The organism is Altericista sp. CCNU0014 (assembly GCF_044923475.1).
In the GTDB taxonomy this organism is placed as follows: domain Bacteria; phylum Cyanobacteriota; class Cyanobacteriia; order Thermosynechococcales; family Thermosynechococcaceae; genus JAAURS01.
In genome coordinates, this window is record NZ_CP137338.1 from 1,711,551 (window position 1) to 1,729,316 (window position 17,766).

General features: G+C 51.9%; 17 protein-coding genes and 1 riboswitch. Of the genes, 10 read left to right on the forward strand and 7 right to left on the reverse strand.

The features are described from left to right. Positions 1-128: 128 nt before the first annotated feature. Entirely contained in the window at positions 129-980 is an 852-nt protein-coding gene (locus R6H26_RS08605) for a diguanylate cyclase domain-containing protein (RefSeq protein ID WP_404790018.1), read from the reverse strand. Between the two features lie 245 nt (positions 981-1,225). Here R6H26_RS08605 and R6H26_RS08610 point away from each other — a divergent pair, with 245 nt between their 5' ends. Both R6H26_RS08610 and R6H26_RS08615 read left to right on the forward strand, forming a co-directional pair. Then, positions 1,226-1,888, forward strand: coding sequence for an NAD(P)H-binding protein (locus R6H26_RS08610; RefSeq protein WP_404790020.1), 663 nt, complete (start codon positions 1,226-1,228; stop codon positions 1,886-1,888). Between the two features lie 4 nt (positions 1,889-1,892). Then, positions 1,893-2,726, forward strand: coding sequence for a hypothetical protein (locus tag R6H26_RS08615; RefSeq protein ID WP_404790022.1), 834 nt, complete (start codon positions 1,893-1,895; stop codon positions 2,724-2,726). A gap of 33 nt (positions 2,727-2,759) precedes the next feature. On the opposite strand, the gene R6H26_RS08620 is transcribed toward R6H26_RS08615, so the two are convergent. Further along, positions 2,760-3,335: a TMEM175 family protein gene (locus R6H26_RS08620; protein ID WP_404790023.1), complete on the reverse strand. Its 576-nt coding sequence runs from the start codon at positions 3,333-3,335 to the stop codon at positions 2,760-2,762. 198 nt (positions 3,336-3,533) lie between these two features. After that, a complete protein-coding gene (locus R6H26_RS08625; protein WP_404790025.1) occupies positions 3,534-4,385 on the reverse strand; it encodes a hypothetical protein in 852 nt (283 codons plus the stop codon). A gap of 220 nt (positions 4,386-4,605) precedes the next feature. Between R6H26_RS08625 and R6H26_RS08630 the strand changes: the two genes are divergently transcribed. From R6H26_RS08630 to R6H26_RS08645, 4 genes are all read left to right on the forward strand, one after another. After that, complete coding sequence (locus R6H26_RS08630; RefSeq protein ID WP_404790027.1) at positions 4,606-4,893, forward strand: 4a-hydroxytetrahydrobiopterin dehydratase; 288 nt, start codon at positions 4,606-4,608, stop codon at positions 4,891-4,893. 249 nt (positions 4,894-5,142) lie between these two features. Beyond that, positions 5,143-5,730, forward strand: a complete 588-nt coding sequence (locus tag R6H26_RS08635) for a COP23 domain-containing protein (RefSeq protein WP_404790029.1) — start codon at positions 5,143-5,145, stop codon at positions 5,728-5,730. A 353-nt stretch (positions 5,731-6,083) separates the two neighbouring features. Next, complete coding sequence (locus tag R6H26_RS08640; protein WP_404790031.1) at positions 6,084-7,853, forward strand: ABC1 kinase family protein; 1,770 nt, start codon at positions 6,084-6,086, stop codon at positions 7,851-7,853. Between the two features lie 66 nt (positions 7,854-7,919). Next, complete coding sequence (locus tag R6H26_RS08645) at positions 7,920-8,285, forward strand: hypothetical protein (RefSeq protein WP_404790032.1); 366 nt, start codon at positions 7,920-7,922, stop codon at positions 8,283-8,285. A 98-nt stretch (positions 8,286-8,383) separates the two neighbouring features. Here the strand turns inward: R6H26_RS08645 and R6H26_RS08650 are convergent, their stop codons facing one another. Further along, entirely contained in the window at positions 8,384-8,704 is a 321-nt protein-coding gene (locus tag R6H26_RS08650) for a hypothetical protein (protein WP_404790033.1), read from the reverse strand. A gap of 164 nt (positions 8,705-8,868) precedes the next feature. Here R6H26_RS08650 and bioD point away from each other — a divergent pair, with 164 nt between their 5' ends. Continuing rightward, on the forward strand, positions 8,869-9,570 hold the full coding sequence (gene bioD / locus R6H26_RS08655) for a dethiobiotin synthase (protein ID WP_404790035.1): 702 nt from the start codon (positions 8,869-8,871) through the stop codon (positions 9,568-9,570). Here bioD and R6H26_RS08660 read toward each other — a convergent pair. Continuing rightward, positions 9,549-10,076, reverse strand: a complete 528-nt coding sequence (locus R6H26_RS08660; protein WP_404790037.1) for a hypothetical protein — start codon at positions 10,074-10,076, stop codon at positions 9,549-9,551. The genes bioD and R6H26_RS08660 overlap by 22 nt on opposite strands. Positions 10,077-10,330: 254 nt before the next feature. After that, complete coding sequence (locus tag R6H26_RS08665; protein WP_404790039.1) at positions 10,331-10,549, reverse strand: hypothetical protein; 219 nt, start codon at positions 10,547-10,549, stop codon at positions 10,331-10,333. Between the two features lie 230 nt (positions 10,550-10,779). Here R6H26_RS08665 and thrC point away from each other — a divergent pair, with 230 nt between their 5' ends. After that, positions 10,780-11,871 carry a threonine synthase gene (thrC, locus tag R6H26_RS08670; protein WP_404790040.1) on the forward strand — a complete coding sequence of 364 codons (1,092 nt, stop codon included), beginning with the start codon at positions 10,780-10,782 and terminating at the stop codon, positions 11,869-11,871. A gap of 294 nt (positions 11,872-12,165) precedes the next feature. Then, positions 12,166-12,264, forward strand: a riboswitch (cyclic di-GMP riboswitch). A gap of 170 nt (positions 12,265-12,434) precedes the next feature. Here thrC and R6H26_RS08675 read toward each other — a convergent pair. Beyond that, positions 12,435-14,579, reverse strand: coding sequence for a recombinase family protein (locus R6H26_RS08675; protein WP_404790042.1), 2,145 nt, complete (start codon positions 14,577-14,579; stop codon positions 12,435-12,437). A 75-nt stretch (positions 14,580-14,654) separates the two neighbouring features. Here R6H26_RS08675 and R6H26_RS08680 point away from each other — a divergent pair, with 75 nt between their 5' ends. Both R6H26_RS08680 and R6H26_RS08685 read left to right on the forward strand, forming a co-directional pair. Continuing rightward, a complete protein-coding gene (locus tag R6H26_RS08680; protein ID WP_404790044.1) occupies positions 14,655-16,091 on the forward strand; it encodes a proton extrusion protein PcxA in 1,437 nt (478 codons plus the stop codon). Between the two features lie 193 nt (positions 16,092-16,284). Then, positions 16,285-17,619, forward strand: coding sequence for a hypothetical protein (locus R6H26_RS08685; RefSeq protein ID WP_404790046.1), 1,335 nt, complete (start codon positions 16,285-16,287; stop codon positions 17,617-17,619). Positions 17,620-17,766 lie beyond the last annotated feature (147 nt).

The window sequence follows — 17,766 nt, forward strand, 5'->3', positions numbered from 1 at the left end:
CTTTCAGTGTGATTTGCATCCGCGAACCTTACTACTGCGGACAAGCGTAGCAATATCCTATAAACCAGCCCTGCCCAAAGAAATCATTCACCGTCCTCGGCGATCGCTCCCTTCGTCTCAACGCGTTTTTAAGGTTCGAAAATTGAATATTGACCTTTTCCATTTTGCTTAGATTGATAGAGCGCTGTATCTGCATCCTTGACTAAATCGGTAGCCTGCTTGTAGCGAAACGCGCTCAGAACGATTCCAATACTGACTCCGCAAATCAGCTCGCGGTCTGCAAGGTCGAGCGGCGTGCGAAATTTTTCCTGGATCCGCTCGGCCACGTTTCGAACCTCAGCTACATTGGTAATGCTGTCCAGCAGGATAGTAAATTCATCCCCACCCAAGCGGGCTACCGTATCGTTTGCCCGCACGCAACTCTGAAGAACGCCAGCCACTGCTTTCAAAAGCCGATCGCCCACATCGTGACCGTAACAATCGTTAACCTGTTTGAACGAATCTAGGTCGATAAAAAAGACCGCAAAATAGAGCTTTGGAAACCGTCTAAACCGCCGCATTGCCATCTCTAGGCGATCCGTAAACAGATTACGGTTGGGCAGCCCGGTCAAGCCATCGTGGAAGGCATCGTGGCGCAACTGCTCGTCTCGCTGCTGCCGCTCGGTGATGTTGCGAATAATGGCGATCGCTCGATCTTGCGAGTAGGGAATCACTCGCGCTTCGTAGTAGGCTTTTTCACCCCCAGTGGAAAGAGAATACTCTAGCTGTTCGGGGGTTTGCGTCCAAAACACCTGTTGGAGCGCGCGCTCGAAGGCCGCGCTCACCTGTATCGGCCACAGATCTTGAAGGCTTTTGCCCTCCCACTCTTCCAGTACGAGGTAAAGTTCTGAGACAAGCGGAGCCTTGTAGTCTGCGATTTGACCTTTTCGATCTAAAAGGATCAGGACATCTGGAAAAACTTCAAAAAAAGAAATAGACACGCTGCGGGTTCCCCCAAGTCGAAGGTGTTTTGCATCCAAAACTGCGTTTTTTCACGAAGGATGCATGCAGTAGAGTGCGAAGGCGCGATTGAAGTTCGGGTTTGTCCGGCCTTAGCGCAGCGAGCCCAAATTCATCGCCCCTTCCCCTCCAAATTTGCAAAATTGCTTATGATAAAAGTCGAAATCTAAAAATCAACCATACTCCCAAACAACGCTGTATCAAACCTTAAACTGAGATTGAACCCATGAAAGCATTGGTTGTAGGAGCAACGGGCGAAACGGGACGTCGGATCGTACAGCAGCTCGTAGCGCAAAATATCGGCGTTCGGGCGCTGGTGCGAGACCGGGCGAAAGCGCAGGAAATGCTGCCAGCGTCAGCAGAACTGGTGGTGGGAGACGTGCTCCAACCGGATACGCTGAGAAAGGCGATCGCCGATTGTACCGTCGTATTTTGTGCCACTGGAGCGCGCCCCAGCCTCAACCCTTTCGAACCCTACCAAGTGGATTTTGAGGGCACCAAAAATCTAGTGGATGCGGCCAAAGCGGCACGGGTAGAGCATTTTATTTTGGTGTCTTCTTTGTGCGCCTCGCAGTTTTTTCATCCGCTCAACCTATTCTGGCTGATTCTGGTCTGGAAACAGCAGGCCGAACAATACCTTCAGCGCAGCGGGTTGACCTATACCATCGTGCGTCCCGGCGGGTTGAAAAATACTGAAGATCGTCCCCCCATCGTCATGTCGAGTGCGGACACCCTTTTCGATGGCAGTATTTCGCGGACTCAGGTCGCTCAGGTCTGCGTCGAAGCTTTGGCCTACGCTACAGCTCACAACAAGATTGTTGAAATCGTAGCCCGCCCAGATGCAGCAGAGCGGCCTTTCTCCGAGTTATTTGCAGGGGTTGCAGCCTAAATTAATGACGCATTCTAAATCGCTGCCATCCAAATCGGAATCGCCACCGCAGGCACCCCAGCCCAAACCCTCTCTTGTCCCGTTGTTGTTTCAGCTCAGCTCTGTCGCCCTACAGCAGAGCAGCAGGATTCTTAAAACGGGCATTCAGCGTTTTCAGCGCCTCAACCTGCGCGATCGGGTTGTTGTAGCAGGATTGATGGGTTCGATTTTATCCCTTCAGATGCATTGGATTCCCTCCTTCGAGCAATCCTCTCCTTTTCGCTCCGCCTATCCTCCTCTGGTCATGACAGGTGGAGACCCCTATATTCGCGCCCTAATGCGGACGATTTCTGTCAGCGAGTCGAACGATCCCAATCCCTACGGGCTCCTCTATGGCGGCGAGTATTTTTCAGATTGGGATCGCCATCCCGACCGCTGTATCGAAATTGTGGCCGGGCCCAATGTGGGGGACTGCACCACCGCAGCGGGTCGCTACCAGTTTATTACGACTACTTGGGAACAAATGTCGCGCCTCTATCATCCAAAGCCCGCAGGCTGGTTGTTTTGGCAGAAGTATACCTTCGACCCAGAGAGTCAAGACCGGGTCACCTATCGTTGGCTGGCAGATCCAGAAGCGTGGGGAATGGACATTCGCGCTCAACTCAAAGCCGGACAGCTCCTTCCCGTCCTTCGCACGCTTTCAGGAACTTGGACCAGTCTCGGCTATGGTATTGAAACCAACGAGATGACGCCCTATCTGAGCGAGATGTACCAAAGGTTTTTAAAGGAAGAAAAAGCGAAAGCAGGCTCAAATGTATCGACGTCCGCTCCTACAATGCAGGCAGAGGTTGAAGGATAAAGGGCGATCGCCTTTTTCATCCCGCCCATGGCTTCAATCGGTCAATATCTTCTCGATGCGGCGATCGGGAATGAACCACAGGACGGCAACCAAAACAAATAACCCGCATGCAATCCATCGGTTTGCAAAAGACAGCGGAATCGCCAATGCATAGGACGCCAGCGAAATCTTGCCCTTAAGATCTCGACCAATGGCAGTCGCTAGAGGAGAGTCTTGGCCGTGCCGATCGATCAAGGACCGCGTCAACAGGGTGAAGGCGATCGCCGCAAACAGAAGCACCGTTCCGTAAAGCGCGACGGGCGTCGTCGCAAAATTATTCTCCCCCATCCATCCGGTCGCGAACGGAAAGAGGGACAGCCAAAACAGCAGGTGCAAGTTTGTCCAGAGAATGCGACCGTTGACGAGTCGCACGGCCTGGAAGAGATGGTGATGGTTGTTCCAATAAATCCCAATATTGATAAAACTCAGCACGTAGCTGAGAAACACCGGAATCGTCGGACGCAGTGCGGCCCATCCGTCTCCGTGGGGCACTTTCATTTCCAGGACCATAATCGTAATAATAATGGCCATCACGCCATCGCTAAATGCTTCTAACCGTCCCTTGCCCATCTGATACTCCCTGCCGTCTTGAGGATCGGTGAAAGAAAATTAAGGTTTATTGCCCATGCTTCCCACCCCGCTAAATAGCATGAGCAACCCTCCAATGAGGATGGCCAGCGCGGCGCAGCCCAAAACCCAATCTGGCAATGCATTTTCCATCTCAGTTATACCTATTTAGTGCTTTGCTTGAGGCCAACTCGGCTACCGCTAAGGCGGTTTTGGCACGTTGACGGGAGGACCGACCCTGCGCTGCGGCCATACCTTGAAGGCTTCGCGGGCGACAGTCGCTAAGTTGGCCGCAAGCTGAGGCCGCAGGAGTTCGGGGTCGAATGCCTGCATCTGTTTTTGATGTTCCGAAAGGCAAAAGGTGAGAAAAGATTCCGCACTAAATTGAGCCATCCATCGTTCTGCGGGAGGTCGCTCGTCTTCATCCTTGGCCCGGAAAGCCGACATCAGTTTGACGAGTGCCGCACTGCGATTCCAGAGCGCGGGCACCGCACTCGACTGATTCCAGCGCCGATTCAGCTTGACTTTTTGGTAGGCCATCCAGTTGACCAGAAAAATACTGTGACGGTTGTGCTCCGTCAAAAGCGATGCAAAGCGCTGGTTTATTTCGTCTGGAATAAAATTGACCTGAGCAGCCGCGACGCGCAATCCATCCGCCACAAAAAGATCCAAACATTTTCTGTACCCCGCCCGAATAAAGGCTGCTTCGGGGTTTTTGGATACTGTGACTGTTGGAAGAACCGGAGATGGGATGCCATAAGCCATCAAAAAAGCTCGAACGATCGCCACAAGCCGTTGCTGCTCTTCTTCCAAAAGCGTAACGGTCTCTTTCACCATCGGATCTTTAAGCGTCTGGGCAAAGGCACGGGTTACTCGTGCTGCATTGTGTTGAGTTAACAAGACCTCTCCCCAGAATGGAATACTCTGCAGCCGCCCGACGAACGCATCATCGAGGATCGGCCAAACCAGGCTGTCTGCACTGTAGGGAGCGTGACTGTCCGTAAAACTCCGACAGAACAGCTTTTTAAATTCGTAGCTTCCAGGGTTCATCATCTTTCGTCATGGCAATGTTCGGTCTCGGACGCGCTTGAGATCGCAGCTCACCCGTGCATCCCTTCTTCAGAATACAGCGATACCTGAATCCAGAAGTTCGTGTAAAGTATCCCCATGGGTTGGATAGTTGAGATTGGGGTGTCAGTCACATTATCGAACGACATTCGCTACTCTAGATTGCAAAGACAAAATTTTACGCGATAGCTTAAGGATGCTGACCATGGCTGTTCCAGTCCTCACCCCCGCAGAACTAGATACTCAGCTCAAAGCGTTAGCGGGTTGGTCCGTTCAAAGCGGTAAGCTGCACAAGCAATTTCAGTTCAAAGACTTTATCAGAGCTTTTGGATTTATGGCCAGCATGGCGCTCGTGTCTGAGGGCGAAGGACACCATCCCGAATGGTTCAATGTCTATAACAAAGTAACGGTAGACTTAACCACTCACGATGCAGGGGGGATTACGCTCAAAGACATTAACTGGGCCAAAAAAGCAAACGAGCTGGGAAGTTGAAATCGAGCCCATCCAACCCCACGACCGAACGATGCGAGCGGCAACGTTGATCGCGATAACAGTCCTCCAGCTCGGACGAACGCGATGCAATAATGACCCAACGTATTGCCACGCGATGATCCAGGTCACATCTTGGGCCGTAAATTCGTGAGATTCTAGACTATAGGATTTGTAATGAACGCATCGATTTTCAAATCTAGAAAGACAAAAGACTCAAAACGATAAATTTGCCACGCTCGAGAGGTCAGTATGAAGGTCCGAAGTATTGGGTTTGTCTCCACCCTGTCATTGGCTGTGGGAGCGGCGTTGGCTGGCGCGATCGCTCCGGCGCAGGCTGGCGACGTCAAAAGTAATGACGCGAAATTTATCTGCGGCACCAGCCAAGGCGCACCCGCTACGGTTGCCCTCACGTCGCGGGGTTACATACCCGTCGTGCGATGGTCTTCCAGTTACTTCAGCCGTTCTGGGTTTTCGCCCCAGGCGCGCTGCAAAACCGTATCCGAAAAGTTTCAACAGTATTACCAAAATGGAATGCTGAACTATCTCACCCCTTCTTACCAGAACCGCCAGCCTGTCATCTGCGTTGCTGCCACTAAGGGAGGTCCTTGCGCTGGGGTCCTGTTTACCTTGAAACCCACGGCCAATCCCATGGCAACCTTGAAACAACTGATGCGAGTTCGCGTTCAGGCTGGACCAGTCTTAAACGAAAGCACCGGAGGCTCCCTTCCTGCAAACACTGGTGACGATCGCTATCTAGATATGCAGGAGTACCTCCAGACGGCTGCCGTCGATCCCGTTTCCAGCACTGCGCCTTTGCCGAAAAAGGGCATGTGGTAGCGCGTGCATTGTAAGACTTTGCGCCCCTAAAGCGAGGGTTCGGCTCGCGCAGAAATTGCAATAAAAGTTAATACACGTTTGTCGCGGCATTGGGCCCTCGACGTCGATCTCGCTGTGGATTTAATGCTTTGTTCGGTAAGGCTTTTCAAGATCGAACGGATTAGTTGAAGCGGGTTGTCGTTGGTTTCGCCTGCAATGGGGATCGCCCATCCTTGTAGTTTTCTATACTATATTGAAGTTAAGCTAAGTTTAGATCTGCTCCTATTGAGGTCTTAGAGGACAAACTTCTTAGGGCTGAGAGCAGCTCCAAGCATGCTTAGAACGAGCGCGTTAGAACGAGGTAGAAGAATCCTGTGGCTGAGTCTTTACTCGGTGCTGAAACATCTCGCAACAGCACGGTGCTAAAACGGTACGACCCCCATGCAATTTCTCGCTACTACCGTTGGCGTCCTTGGAAAGTATTATGGCGATCGCTTCAAGTCGCAGTCATGTTTGCCTGGTTTGTGGGGAGCATTCAACTCGACAAGATTCTAAATCGAACGGAACGGAATCTTCCCCTACGGGCCATGCAGTTGCGAAAGTTGCTGACCAATCTCGGCCCTACGTTTATCAAGATCGGGCAGGCGCTTTCAACCCGGCCAGACCTCGTCCGACAGGACTACCTGGAGCAGCTTACGCTGCTTCAAGACCAGCTTCCTCCCTTTCCGACGCAGGAAGCCTTTGCCATTATCGAACGCGAGTTAAACTGCATCGTCGAGGATGCCTTTCAAGAAATTTCTCCAAAGCCAGTGGCAGCAGCCAGCTTGGGACAGGTTTATAAAGGTCGGCTTTATAACGGTCAAGCGGTAGCCATTAAAGTTCAAAGACCCAACTTAGAGAAAAAGCTGACTCTCGACCTCTTTATCATTCGTCATGTGGTCAAACTAATCGGACCGTGGCTGCCTATCAACCTCAGCCACGATTTGAGGACGATCGTGGATGAGTTTGGCACGAAGCTTTTCGAAGAGATCGACTATCACAACGAAGGCTTGAATGCCGAGCAGTTTGCGCGTAATTTCCGCGATTCTCTGGAGGTTAAGGTTCCAGCTATTTATTGGAAATACAGCAGCCGCAGCGTTCTAACCCTAGAGTGGATTGATGGATTTAAGCTGTCTGCCACCCAGTGCATTCTCGATGCAAATCTAGAATCGGATAATCTGATTCGGATTGGGGTCGAGTCGGGGTTGCGACAGTTGCTAGAATTTGGCTTTTTCCACGCAGATCCCCATCCCGGCAACTTATTTGTCATGCCCGACGGTCGGATGGCCTATATTGACTTTGGCATGATGGATCAGCTGAACCAGGAGACGAAGGAGACGCTGGTCGATGCGCTGGTTCACTTGGTCAACAAAGATTACGAGCGTTTGGCGCAGGACTTCGTTCGCTTGGGGTTCCTTACCCCAGATACCGACATTACGCCGATCGTTCCCGCCCTAGAGTGCGTCTTTGCGGATGTGGTGGGATCTAGCGTTGGCGAGTTTAACTTTAAGATTGCGACGGATCGGTTTTCGGATCTCATGTTCCAGTACCCGTTTCGGATTCCGGCCAAGTTCGCCCTCATCATTCGCTCCTTGGTCACTCAAGAGGGGGTCGCGCTGTGCCTGAACCCCAATTTCAAAATTGTCGAAGTGAGTTACCCCTATATTGCCAAGCGCCTCTTAACTGAAGAATCTCCTGCGTTCCGCCGCCGTCTTATTGAAGTGCTCTTTAAAGACGGGAAATTCCAGTGGGAGCGCCTCGAAAATATGATCGCGATCGCCCGTTCCGACAAGTCCTTCGATCTGGTCCCGACCGCCCAGATGGGGCTGCAATACCTCTTCTCCGAAGAAAGCCAGTTTCTGCGCCGGCAGATCGTCCTAGCCCTCACCGAAGACGATCGGCTCCACACCACCGAAGTACAGCGACTCTGGGCGCTGATTCAGCCAGATTTACATCCCAGCAAGCTGGTGAATGCTGCCTTTGGCGCGCTGGCAGATTTTTCAGGAGGGGTAGTCGCCAACTTAACCCCCTGGGCCGCGCCTCAGTCCGCCTCAAAACCCGCGGACGCCCGCGAGCCGCAAATGGCCGGAAGCAAGCGTTTGTAAAGTTTGATGAAGTGATACGATGCAAAGATACTCAAACGCAAATGCTTCGAGGAAGCTCTAGGTCTCATGTATTACGATCCCCCTTATTTTTTGCTGGTTGCAGGTTTGCTGGCAGGCATCGTCTGCGGTCGTGCCTTTGAAGTGACGCTGAGACAAGCGGTCAAAACCTGGTCTCAAACTCGCTCTACGCGAATTTTGCAGCAACTTCAGGGTTTTTCCTTACTAATTCCTTTTTTAGGGATTTGCGGGGGAATTTGCGTATTTCTGGCCTCTGGACTCAATATCTTCGGTTTGCCGCTCCAATTTAGTTATATTGCGTCTGTTGCCCTGACCGTCCTTACGGGGCTATTGGTTTGGTCTCAGCTTCGTAATTTACTGCTCTTGCTCCAGCAGGGCGGATCGCGGGCGATCGACCTGGATGCATTGGAGTAAAATTCTGCACTCTCAGATCGATTCCCAGAAGAAAAACCACCCGCCCTTCTGTAGGGACGCGAAGCATTTCGTTGCGACATCGCAAATTCTGCTTCAGCTTATTGAGACTCGAAGCCTTCCCCTTCTTCTTCTGCCGTAAAATCTCGCGCGTGGCCCGACAAAATTTCTCTTAGCTGCATTCTTGGAATGTAGGGCCATCCGCCTTCCGCTTCTACTTCCCTAAGCATGGCGTATAGCTCGTGGCGGTAAATCGGTAGGGATGGCTGAAAGTGGAGTTCTCGAACTTCGTTGTGCAGTTGCTCTAAAAAACGCAAGATCTTGAGTAATGCGACGGGGTCTGCTTGGGATCGCTCGACGAGCTGATGCAGGTGAACCTCGATCGCGCGAAAGTCTTCTTGAGAGGAATGATCTTCAGGCATCTGCACTAAAATTTCTTCAAAACACGATCCAGCATAGCCCAGCGCGCGCTGCGGGGATAGTTTTATCCCCAGCCGAAAACCGATCGAACCCCAAACTCAGGTGCTCTTCTCAAGCATTTTGCTCTCCATCGCTCGACTGACCGTTTCTTCTGTAGGTTAAATCTGTGGCAACATCCCTTTTCGTGAGCGGAACGGATACTGGCGTTGGCAAAACTGCCGTCACCGCTGCGCTGACTGCCTACCTCAAGTCGTTTTATCCCCAACAGAAGGTGGCTGTTTTTAAACCAATTCAGTCTGGTGAGGGCGATCGCGAGTTCTACGCCCGACAGTTCGACCTCTCGCAAACTTTAGAGCAAATTACGCCGCTTTATTTTGAGGCTCCCTTGGCTCCTCCTTTAGCCGCTGCCGCAGAAGGAAAATCCGTCGATCTCGGTTTGGCTTGGCGAACGTTTCAAACGCTTCAGCAAACCCACGACTGGATTCTGGTAGAAGGCGTTGGCGGCTTGGGTTCTCCCATTACCGCAGAGTTGACGGTCGCCGACTTGGCCCGCGACTGGACGTTACCGACGGTATTGGTGGTTCCGGTGCGGCTGGGGGCTATAGGACAGGCGATCGCCCAAGTCGCTTTAGCCCAGCAGGCTCGCGTTGACATTCGAGGACTGATTTTGAGCTGTTCGAACCCTTGCTCGGCCCTCGAGATCGAACAGTGGGCTTCCGTCGAACTCTTAGAGTCTTTTACCCGCCACCCCGTCTTAGGAATTTTGCCCCACCAAGACGACCTAGCATTAACAGCGCTGGCTCGCGCTGCCGCAGAGTGGGATATTGAAGCCCTTCTACCCCGCCTTCACGCGCTGAGGATGGGCTGAAAGAGCCGCCGAACGTAAAGCTTGAGGATGAGATAAATGGGGATTTGATAATATTCCAGACAGAACCAAGCCACGATCGACCCGTGGGACAAAAAGGTCAGCACCGTCCACAGCGCGGAAAAAGATAGGCCGCCGCTCTCCCGAGCGGGTAGAGCGGGGAACGTATGATTCGCCAGCCAAACCAAAGCTGTCGGAATCAGAACAAACGCAAGACCCAGTCCCCAAATCAGCAGCAGCGACTCTTCCGTCGCAACGCTGCGTGTGGAAACCCAGCGATCGCCAGTCCAGCGCCATTTAAGCGGTTGAGCGGTATCTTCCAACCGCAACTGCTGCAGGCTATCGACGGTAAAAATGTGGCGGCAAAATTTGCAAGAAAATGCATCCACCCAAAAAATTCCCTCGATTTGACCGTATCGACAGACCGGACAGGGGTAGCGATCTCCAAAGCTCAAAGGCTGTCTTAAGAACTGTTGCTCAGAATGCTTTGACTCTATCGGTTTTGTCATAAATCGAAGGCGACTATAGCGATACGATTTAGGCTGCGCTTCCGGTCAAAACAATGCGGTAGATTGAAAAAACTGAAGCCACCCTTTCAGCAGCTTAACAGTCTTTTCCTCCTACCGCGCCTCAACCCTCTTAAGGATTTAAATACCTTCTGGAGATCGAAATTGATTTTCTAAATGCGTCGCTCAGAATCCAGCGAGGTCAAACGATTGAGGTCGCCGCTCGACCGACCATCGGCACGCAGGCTCAAATGGATTTATAGCGCTAGCTCGCGATCGCTGTCTGAGGCGTTTAACGTCCGCGTTTGCAGATCCGCCAGCAGGGCTTCGACTTGCGCTCTTAAACGCAGGAATTCTTCTTGGTGGCTGACTTGGTATTGCTGCTGAATGGTCCGTACTGTCCGCTCATCGACAGCCCGATCTTCAGAAGAAGGGGACGCAGCAATAGACGGTTTTACAGGGTTAATAACAGACATTTGACTAGTTATTTATACTTATTTTATGTATCCAGGAAGCCATTGTAGCGTCAAGTCGCCTCAGAAATCGCAACCTATGTGACAAATTTCAAAGAGACCGTTCCCAAGCTGACCCCTTTAGAAAGGGTTTTAGACGGAGTCAGATGCTGCCTCGCGCTAGAGTTTTTCGATAGCCGAGCGAACAATCAGGTTACACTGGAGGGGTTAATCCACTCAGCTTTATATAGACTGTGACCTCCAGCCTCCTTTCGACCGCCGCTCCAGTGCAGTACTGGCCGGGACTGATTGAAGCGTATCGACGTTATCTTCCCGTCTCTGAGAGCACGCCCATTGTCACGCTTCACGAGGGCAACACGCCGCTCATTCCGGCCCCGGCGATCGCCAGTCGGATCGGTCGTCAGGTAAAGGTTTACGTAAAATACGACGGGCTCAACCCCACGGGCAGCTTTAAAGATCGGGGCATGACCCTAGCGGTTACCAAGGCGAAGGAGGCCGGGTCAGAAGCCGTCATTTGCGCCAGTACGGGCAACACGTCCGCCGCCGCTGCCGCCTACGCCCGTCGCGGCGGGCTTAAAGCTTTCGTTATCATTCCCGATGGCTACGTCGCCCAGGGCAAGCTGGCTCAGGCCCTGCTCTACGGCGCTCAAGTTATTTCAATTCGAGGTAACTTTGACGACGCGCTTGCAATCGTGCGGGAGATGGCAGAGACCCATCCCGTCACGTTGGTTAATTCTGTAAATCCCTATCGGTTGGAAGGGCAGAAGACAGCGGCGTTCGAGGTTGTGGACGCCCTGGGAGACGCTCCCGACTGGCTTTGCATCCCCGTGGGAAATGCCGGTAACATTACCGCCTATTGGATGGGATTCTGTCAGTACCATCAAGAAAGCCGCTGTCAGCGCCTTCCCCACATGATGGGGTTTCAGGCCGCAGGGGCTGCGCCGATGGTGTTGGGACACTCGGTCGAACATCCCGACACCCTTGCAACTGCAATTCGGATCGGCAATCCTGCCAATCAAGAAAAGGCGATCGCCGTTCGGCACGCCAGTCAAGGGGCTTTTAATGCCGTCACCGATGGCGAAATTTTAGATGCCTACAGAATTCTAGCGGCAGAGGAAGGCGTTTTTTGCGAACCGGCAAGTGCCGCATCCGTGGCGGGACTGCTCAAGCTAAAGGATCGAGTGCCTGTGGGTGGGACCGTCGTTTGCGTGCTGACCGGAAACGGTCTTAAAGATCCCGATATTGCTCTCAAGCAAGAGTTCGATCGGTTTCATCAAGGGGTGAGCGCTCGCTTGGATTCAGTTGCAGCAGCAATGGGGTTTTAGACCCATTCGGTAGAGCGTGGTATCCGAAAAATCTAGAAAATTTGAAAATCTCTAGATCGAGCTCGGCATTCTAGACCCTCTCATCAAGATAGTTTAGCGGCAAAAACATCTTCTCCGCTAACTTCTCTAGTACGCAAATTCTAGGCCGTTCGATCGCTGCATACCTCGACATAATTTTTCTCTAGGGAAAAGATTTGAAAAAAAATTGATACTTTGGTCCTCGCACTGTTCTAAATTTTCAATTTATGACTATAATTAAGTGGGCTATCGATCCCCCCGTATAGCTCGGTCAAGTCCTCGAAACGGCAACTTGTCTTGAAAGAGCAAGGCGCAAATTAGTAGGCCTAATCCTTTGTCTTCGGACATAGAGGCAAGGACGCTACTAATACCGAAAGGACTTTCTTTCAGAACTTGACCCCCGCTCCGAACCCAAAGGTACGATCGTCGCTACAAATTTTGTTGATTTTGCTACAAAATCGACAATGTACCTTTAGTTGGCTGGTTTCTTCAGTCAGAAGAGCAATGGGGTAAAAAAATTATAAACTCTAGCTTTAGTTTGCCCCCTAAGTCTCTGCGGGTAAAGCAAGCTCGATCCAAGGCAAGAGTGGGCCCGTTTGAGGTTGCCCGTTAACAGCCAATTCGCTATGACAAAGATAAACTCGATTCTGCACCCGCCCCAGTAAATTGAGGAGCGTATTCTGAAGCGGGGAGTTGAATTCTTGCATTTGTCCCCCTGGGTCAGGCAAGCCTTCGGCATTGGCTTTTAGAAATAAAGGCGCGCCCCAGAGCTGCAGATCGCCGCTGTATTGCCAGAGCTGCGATCCGGCATCCAACCAAAATTGCCAGCGACGATCGAGGCGAGCGTTGAGATACTGAAAGGTCGTTGCTAATATGACAGAAGAACGGGCTTGCTGGGCGATAGTAGTAGGGTAGGGGTTTGCAGTGACGATGCCTCGATACAAAAGTTGAATGAAGGCACCGACCGTTTCTGTCAAGGTGGGCCAGGGGTTCTCCATCTTTCGCAGGTGAGCGTCAACATCCCAGTAGTGCTGGGCTGTTTCAATTAACTCCCGCAGTACTGCAAGCTGGTCTACCGTTAAGGGGCGGGGCATCAAAAAAGTTTGAATTGCCCGATCCAGTACGAACACGGGGCTGAGGGTTAGGTAAGCAGTAGAACGATCCCGTGCCAGGGGGTTGGCGCTGCTGCCGTTTAGGGAACCCTGCTGTTGGGCAATCCACTGACGCAATGTTTCGTAGGCATTGGCCGTGCTGTGGCCTAAACGGTCCCAACGGGCGTAGACCTCAATGGGCAGCAGTTCCGGGCGATCCGGGTGGGGACGGAAGCAGTAGTCTGCCAGCAGACCTGCTCGAACGGGGTCAATAGCACTGCTGCGCTCTAATCCGTTTGCAGGGGCTCGAACGGTTGATAGCACGACCAGCATTTCAGCGATCTGTTCTGTTTCGAGGAGGTGTCCCAAGCCTGGATAAACCAGAGCCATCAGGGTCAAAAGCGATCGCACGATGGCCGTGCTTAGAATGGGGCGCTGGTCGCGCAATGACTCGACTGCAATACCAGCGCGCTGGAGGGTTTCAATAATGCCAAACCGGGCGAGGGGGTCGAGACCGGGCCCTAGGATTGCCACCTCATGGGGCAAAACTACTCCAGCCTGAATAGAGTCTGCGACCTGCTGCGCGACCGCTTGTAAGAGCTCAAAGCGAGATGTGGTTTTGAGGGCATAAAACTCGGGTTGGCGCTGAGCGCTGGCCTCCTGGAGGGCAAAAGGCAGGTCCGCAATTGAAACCCGAGCGGCCTCTGCTAACCCCGCAGCCGAGGGCAGCGCGATTTCTGTACAGCGTTGTCGCAATCCCAGCAAATAGACAGAGTCTGCCCCTAAGCCATCGCGAATTCCACCCAGTTCGCTGTAGGTGAAGATACTTGGCAGACCCAGATCGAGCGCGGTTTCGAAGAACGACCGGGCGATCGCCGGATAGTTTTCGACATCGTCAGCGGCGATCGCCGCAAAGCGCTGGGAAATTTGGCTGCGATAAACGGGGTGGGACAATATGCATTGTCCGAACAAATCCGTAATTAACCCGTAGGTCAACACGCCGCGAGGCAGGCACCAGTCCCGCCACTCTAAAGCCATCTGCTGGGCTAGATCGGCCAAAGGTTCGGGGAGGAGCGGTTGCGAATCGGCAGACCCAACCTTAAGGCGAGCGGCAAGATCTGTAAAAGGCGTGCCGCTAGAAGCCGCGAGCTGAATTAAATCTAAAACTCGACGCACCCAACGGTCTAGAGAAGCCCCATCCCATTGCTGAAATCGTTTGATGAAGTCCTCTCCCCACAACCGAACAGCCAGAGCCTGCTCCGTTTCAGGGCGCAATCGATAGGGAAAATAACCGTGCAGGCCGAGCTGCTGCACCGCCAGCGGCCAAAACAACTGCACCTCTGCTTCAAAGAAGGCGAGGGGCGTTGTGAATTTTATGCTACCGCGCCCTTTGAGCTGTTCGGCAACGCGTCGGACCAAAACACTCCGATTGTCGGCATTCGCCGCGAAAGCCAAAATCATCTTATCCCGCGCCGCCGATCCAGCATTCGGTTGGCCCAAAAGCTGCTGCGCGCCTGGGCGATCGCTCCATTTCTCGAGTTGGGCGATCAGCGTGGCGGTCTTGCCAGACCGAACAGAACCCGTAATCCAGAAAAACATAGAAGACGCAACGGAGGAAAAGCAGATTTGATAGGATACGGCATACTCAGTTTAAAGTGTTTTTCTGAATCCCCAATGAATCGTTCTGTGTGGGCTCGACTGAAACAATCTCTAACTGCCGCAGAACAATGGTATCGCAGAACGCCCGAACGGGCGCTGAACGAAGCCTACGAGGCAGCTCAAGCCATCAAACGTCTAGAAGATCGATACTCTGACGGGACAACCATCGATCTCTACGCTCAAGGAGAAGGGGCGGTTTCGACCTATCTCCAAACTCAAATCAGCAGGCATCTCAAAACGATTCGGATGCGGCTGACGGAATATCGATTTTGCAGCCCTATTGTCGAAACCGAACCTAAACCGCCTAGCAATAGTCCGAGATCGTCCCAAGACCCTAACGCTCAACGAAAGGTATCCGCAGCAGATAGCAATTCGTCTACCGCTGAATACACCCTCTCGAACGATCCGTATATTACGGTCAGCGCCTCAACCGTCGATCTTTCCCAAGAAATATTAGGAAAGCTCCAGTTTGTCGATTCAGTTTTGACACGATACGAACCTTGGCGATTGCCTCCTCAGGCCGCCAGACCTTCCCGCAATGCAGACTTGCTGCAGTCTAACCTTTCTGCCAACAGCCAGACATCGCCACCACCGCTGCAGTCCGTCCAAGAGTCTTTCTCTAGTGCTGGCAGCAGTCCCCAGCCCAGTAAAGCTACGGGGGGGCGGTTTATTCCCCGCTCGATTTTCAAAACGGTCGATCGGTTTCGACGAGAAATCGATCCCAATCCTCAAACGGAAGAAGAAATGGTTCGGGACTTTCGAACTGCCCGCACCCGCACTCGCTCAGCTACTCGATTCTTGTTGCTGCTCATCATTCTACCGTTGCTGACTCAGCAAATTTCCAAAGCAGTCGTCGTTGGCCCGATCGTAGATCGTTTCCGGGGTGCGGAGCGGGTTGAAGCTTGGGTCAATCCTCGGATTGAAGAGGAGTTTTTGACAGAGATGGTGTCGTTTGAGGAAAAGCTGAAATTTCAAAATCTGTTTTCAACAACCCTTCGTTCCGCTGAGGAAGTAGAAATTGCTCTTAAGGAAAAGGCGGCACAGCTCAAGGTAGATTTGCAGAAGGAACTGAAAGAACCCGTTAAAAATATTTTTGCCGATTTAATTTCGCTAGCGGTCTTTGCGATTCTAATCGTGACGGGGCGGCAGGAGATTAGCACGCTCAAGACTTGGATTGATGAAGTCATCTACGGTCTCAGCGACAGCGCGAAAGCCTTCATTATCATTTTGTTTACAGACGTTTTCGTTGGATTTCACTCTCCCCACGGATGGGAAGTCCTTATGGAAAGCACCTTCGTGCATTTTGGGCTACCGCCGAATCAAAGCGTGATCAACATGTTTATCGCAACGTTTCCCGTGATGCTAGATACGGTCTTTAAGTACTGGATCTTTAAATACCTCAACCAACTGTCGCCGTCTGCGGTGGCAACCTATAAAAACATGAACGAGTAGCACGAGGATAGAAAATTTTTCTGAGCTGCAAAATCAGCCTCTAAACCTTTTCCTGCGGCCATCAGACGAGATCCAGATCGGTTCGCGCGCTAAATTTCTCAAAAACGAATGTTAAAAACACGAGCGCGGAGGGGCAACCTACATTAGGGATGTTCTACGGATAAAACGCGACGCAAACAAGATGCAGTAATGCGTGTTTGGCGTAGTTGTTTGTCTGCTCGCTCATCCCTTGATTGGCCGCAAACCCTTCTTCAAAACGGTGATAACTGCCGTGAACGTCTTGGATTCCCGTACCCATCGATCTGTTGAAGTATTAGAGCAAACGATTTACGAACATTTGCTTCATTGCGTCCGGACGGAGTTACCGGAACAAGTCCTTCAGCGCTTCCAACTTCTGTTCGTTCAGGGCGGTACGTACCCAGAACCGCGCATTCGCGTGGCGCTAACCGAACTGGTGCGCAGCGGCTCCGCCAAACATAGCTTTCATTTATTTTTTAACCGTTGCTGCTTTATTTTAATTAACCGCTGGCAGACGAACCTTCTCCATCGGGAGACAATCGTGCAGTTGGTTGAGATGTTACATCTCTGTCGAGGCGCGTCAGTCATCGTGGGGCAGCCCAGTCCAGCGGGACGCACCCGGTTTTTGGTACAGGAGTACGTTCGCAGTTCCTATTTCGAGCGCATCCGGCGATTGGCGGATTTGCTCAACCCCAATAATGACAACGATAAGCAGCGCCCCCTGTCGGCACTGCTGCACCGTTATCCCTATCTTTACGCCCATTGCCTGACCAATCAAGATGATGGAGAAGATTATCAGAAGTTGATTGTGGTCACCCAGCGCAATGCCAATCAGCGCTTCCAACAGGATCTGTCGAGCTATCTAACGCAGTCGCTGCTCAAACAAGAAAAACCGAACCAACCCGTATTGACCCCTCCTAAGAATCCAACGCTGTTGAGCCATCAAGAGGTATGCTCCAGCCTCAAACATTATCTGGCTAAGGTGGATTCGCGCGGAACCTACAAAGACATGGCTCACCAGTTTTGGATGCCAGGATACGAACCGCAAACCTATGGAAGTTTTAAGGCGGCTTTGGTGGAATATATTTCCAGCGGTATTCCGTTGAAGTCCGGGCAGTCTCGATTTAACGAGCAATTTCGAGCATACCTCGATAGCCTAAATCCAGAGAGCAATGCAGCACCTGTGAATGATTTTCTGTTGGTGCGCACCTGCAATCAGGTGCTCAATTTCATGGTCATTGAAAGCAAGCAGCGACCCAACCATACAATATTCATGAATCTGTTAAATAATTTTGGCTCGACCTTGACGGTCGGCCTCATGCTAAAGGTCGTGCTGTTGTGCAACAAGGTAAAACCCTATCTGGAAAGACGGCTATCAATTTTATTTCAACACTACGAATCGCAAACGCGAGGGTCGGTAGACTGGCTGGTGCGCTGTCTCGAAAAGCTAAACCTAGCGTGGACAGCTCACTTTAGCGCGCAAAATTTGTCGTTCGTTCACTTACTCTAGAGGAAAATTTCACGGGCGATCGCATTACAATCGTCCTACTTTAACATCGGTCAGACAGCACAACGCTTCGATCTCAACCCTACTGCTCCGTCAATTTGGGCGTCGGATTTTATTGAAAAGCTTTGCCCGTTCGTCGAATACCGACCG

Coding starts and splice junctions, on each gene's coding strand:
- R6H26_RS08610 (WP_404790020.1), top strand. CDS start 1,226: ATGAAAGCATTGGTTGTAGGAGCAACGGGCGAAACGGGACGTCGGATC.
- R6H26_RS08615 (WP_404790022.1), top strand. CDS start 1,893: ATGACGCATTCTAAATCGCTGCCATCCAAATCGGAATCGCCACCGCAG.
- R6H26_RS08620 (WP_404790023.1), bottom strand. CDS start 3,335: ATGGGCAAGGGACGGTTAGAAGCATTTAGCGATGGCGTGATGGCCATT.
- R6H26_RS08625 (WP_404790025.1), bottom strand. CDS start 4,385: ATGATGAACCCTGGAAGCTACGAATTTAAAAAGCTGTTCTGTCGGAGT.
- R6H26_RS08630 (WP_404790027.1), top strand. CDS start 4,606: ATGGCTGTTCCAGTCCTCACCCCCGCAGAACTAGATACTCAGCTCAAA.
- R6H26_RS08635 (WP_404790029.1), top strand. CDS start 5,143: ATGAAGGTCCGAAGTATTGGGTTTGTCTCCACCCTGTCATTGGCTGTG.
- R6H26_RS08645 (WP_404790032.1), top strand. CDS start 7,920: ATGTATTACGATCCCCCTTATTTTTTGCTGGTTGCAGGTTTGCTGGCA.
- R6H26_RS08650 (WP_404790033.1), bottom strand. CDS start 8,704: ATGCCTGAAGATCATTCCTCTCAAGAAGACTTTCGCGCGATCGAGGTT.
- R6H26_RS08660 (WP_404790037.1), bottom strand. CDS start 10,076: ATGACAAAACCGATAGAGTCAAAGCATTCTGAGCAACAGTTCTTAAGA.
- R6H26_RS08665 (WP_404790039.1), bottom strand. CDS start 10,549: ATGTCTGTTATTAACCCTGTAAAACCGTCTATTGCTGCGTCCCCTTCT.
- R6H26_RS08675 (WP_404790042.1), bottom strand. CDS start 14,579: ATGTTTTTCTGGATTACGGGTTCTGTTCGGTCTGGCAAGACCGCCACG.
- R6H26_RS08680 (WP_404790044.1), top strand. CDS start 14,655: ATGAATCGTTCTGTGTGGGCTCGACTGAAACAATCTCTAACTGCCGCA.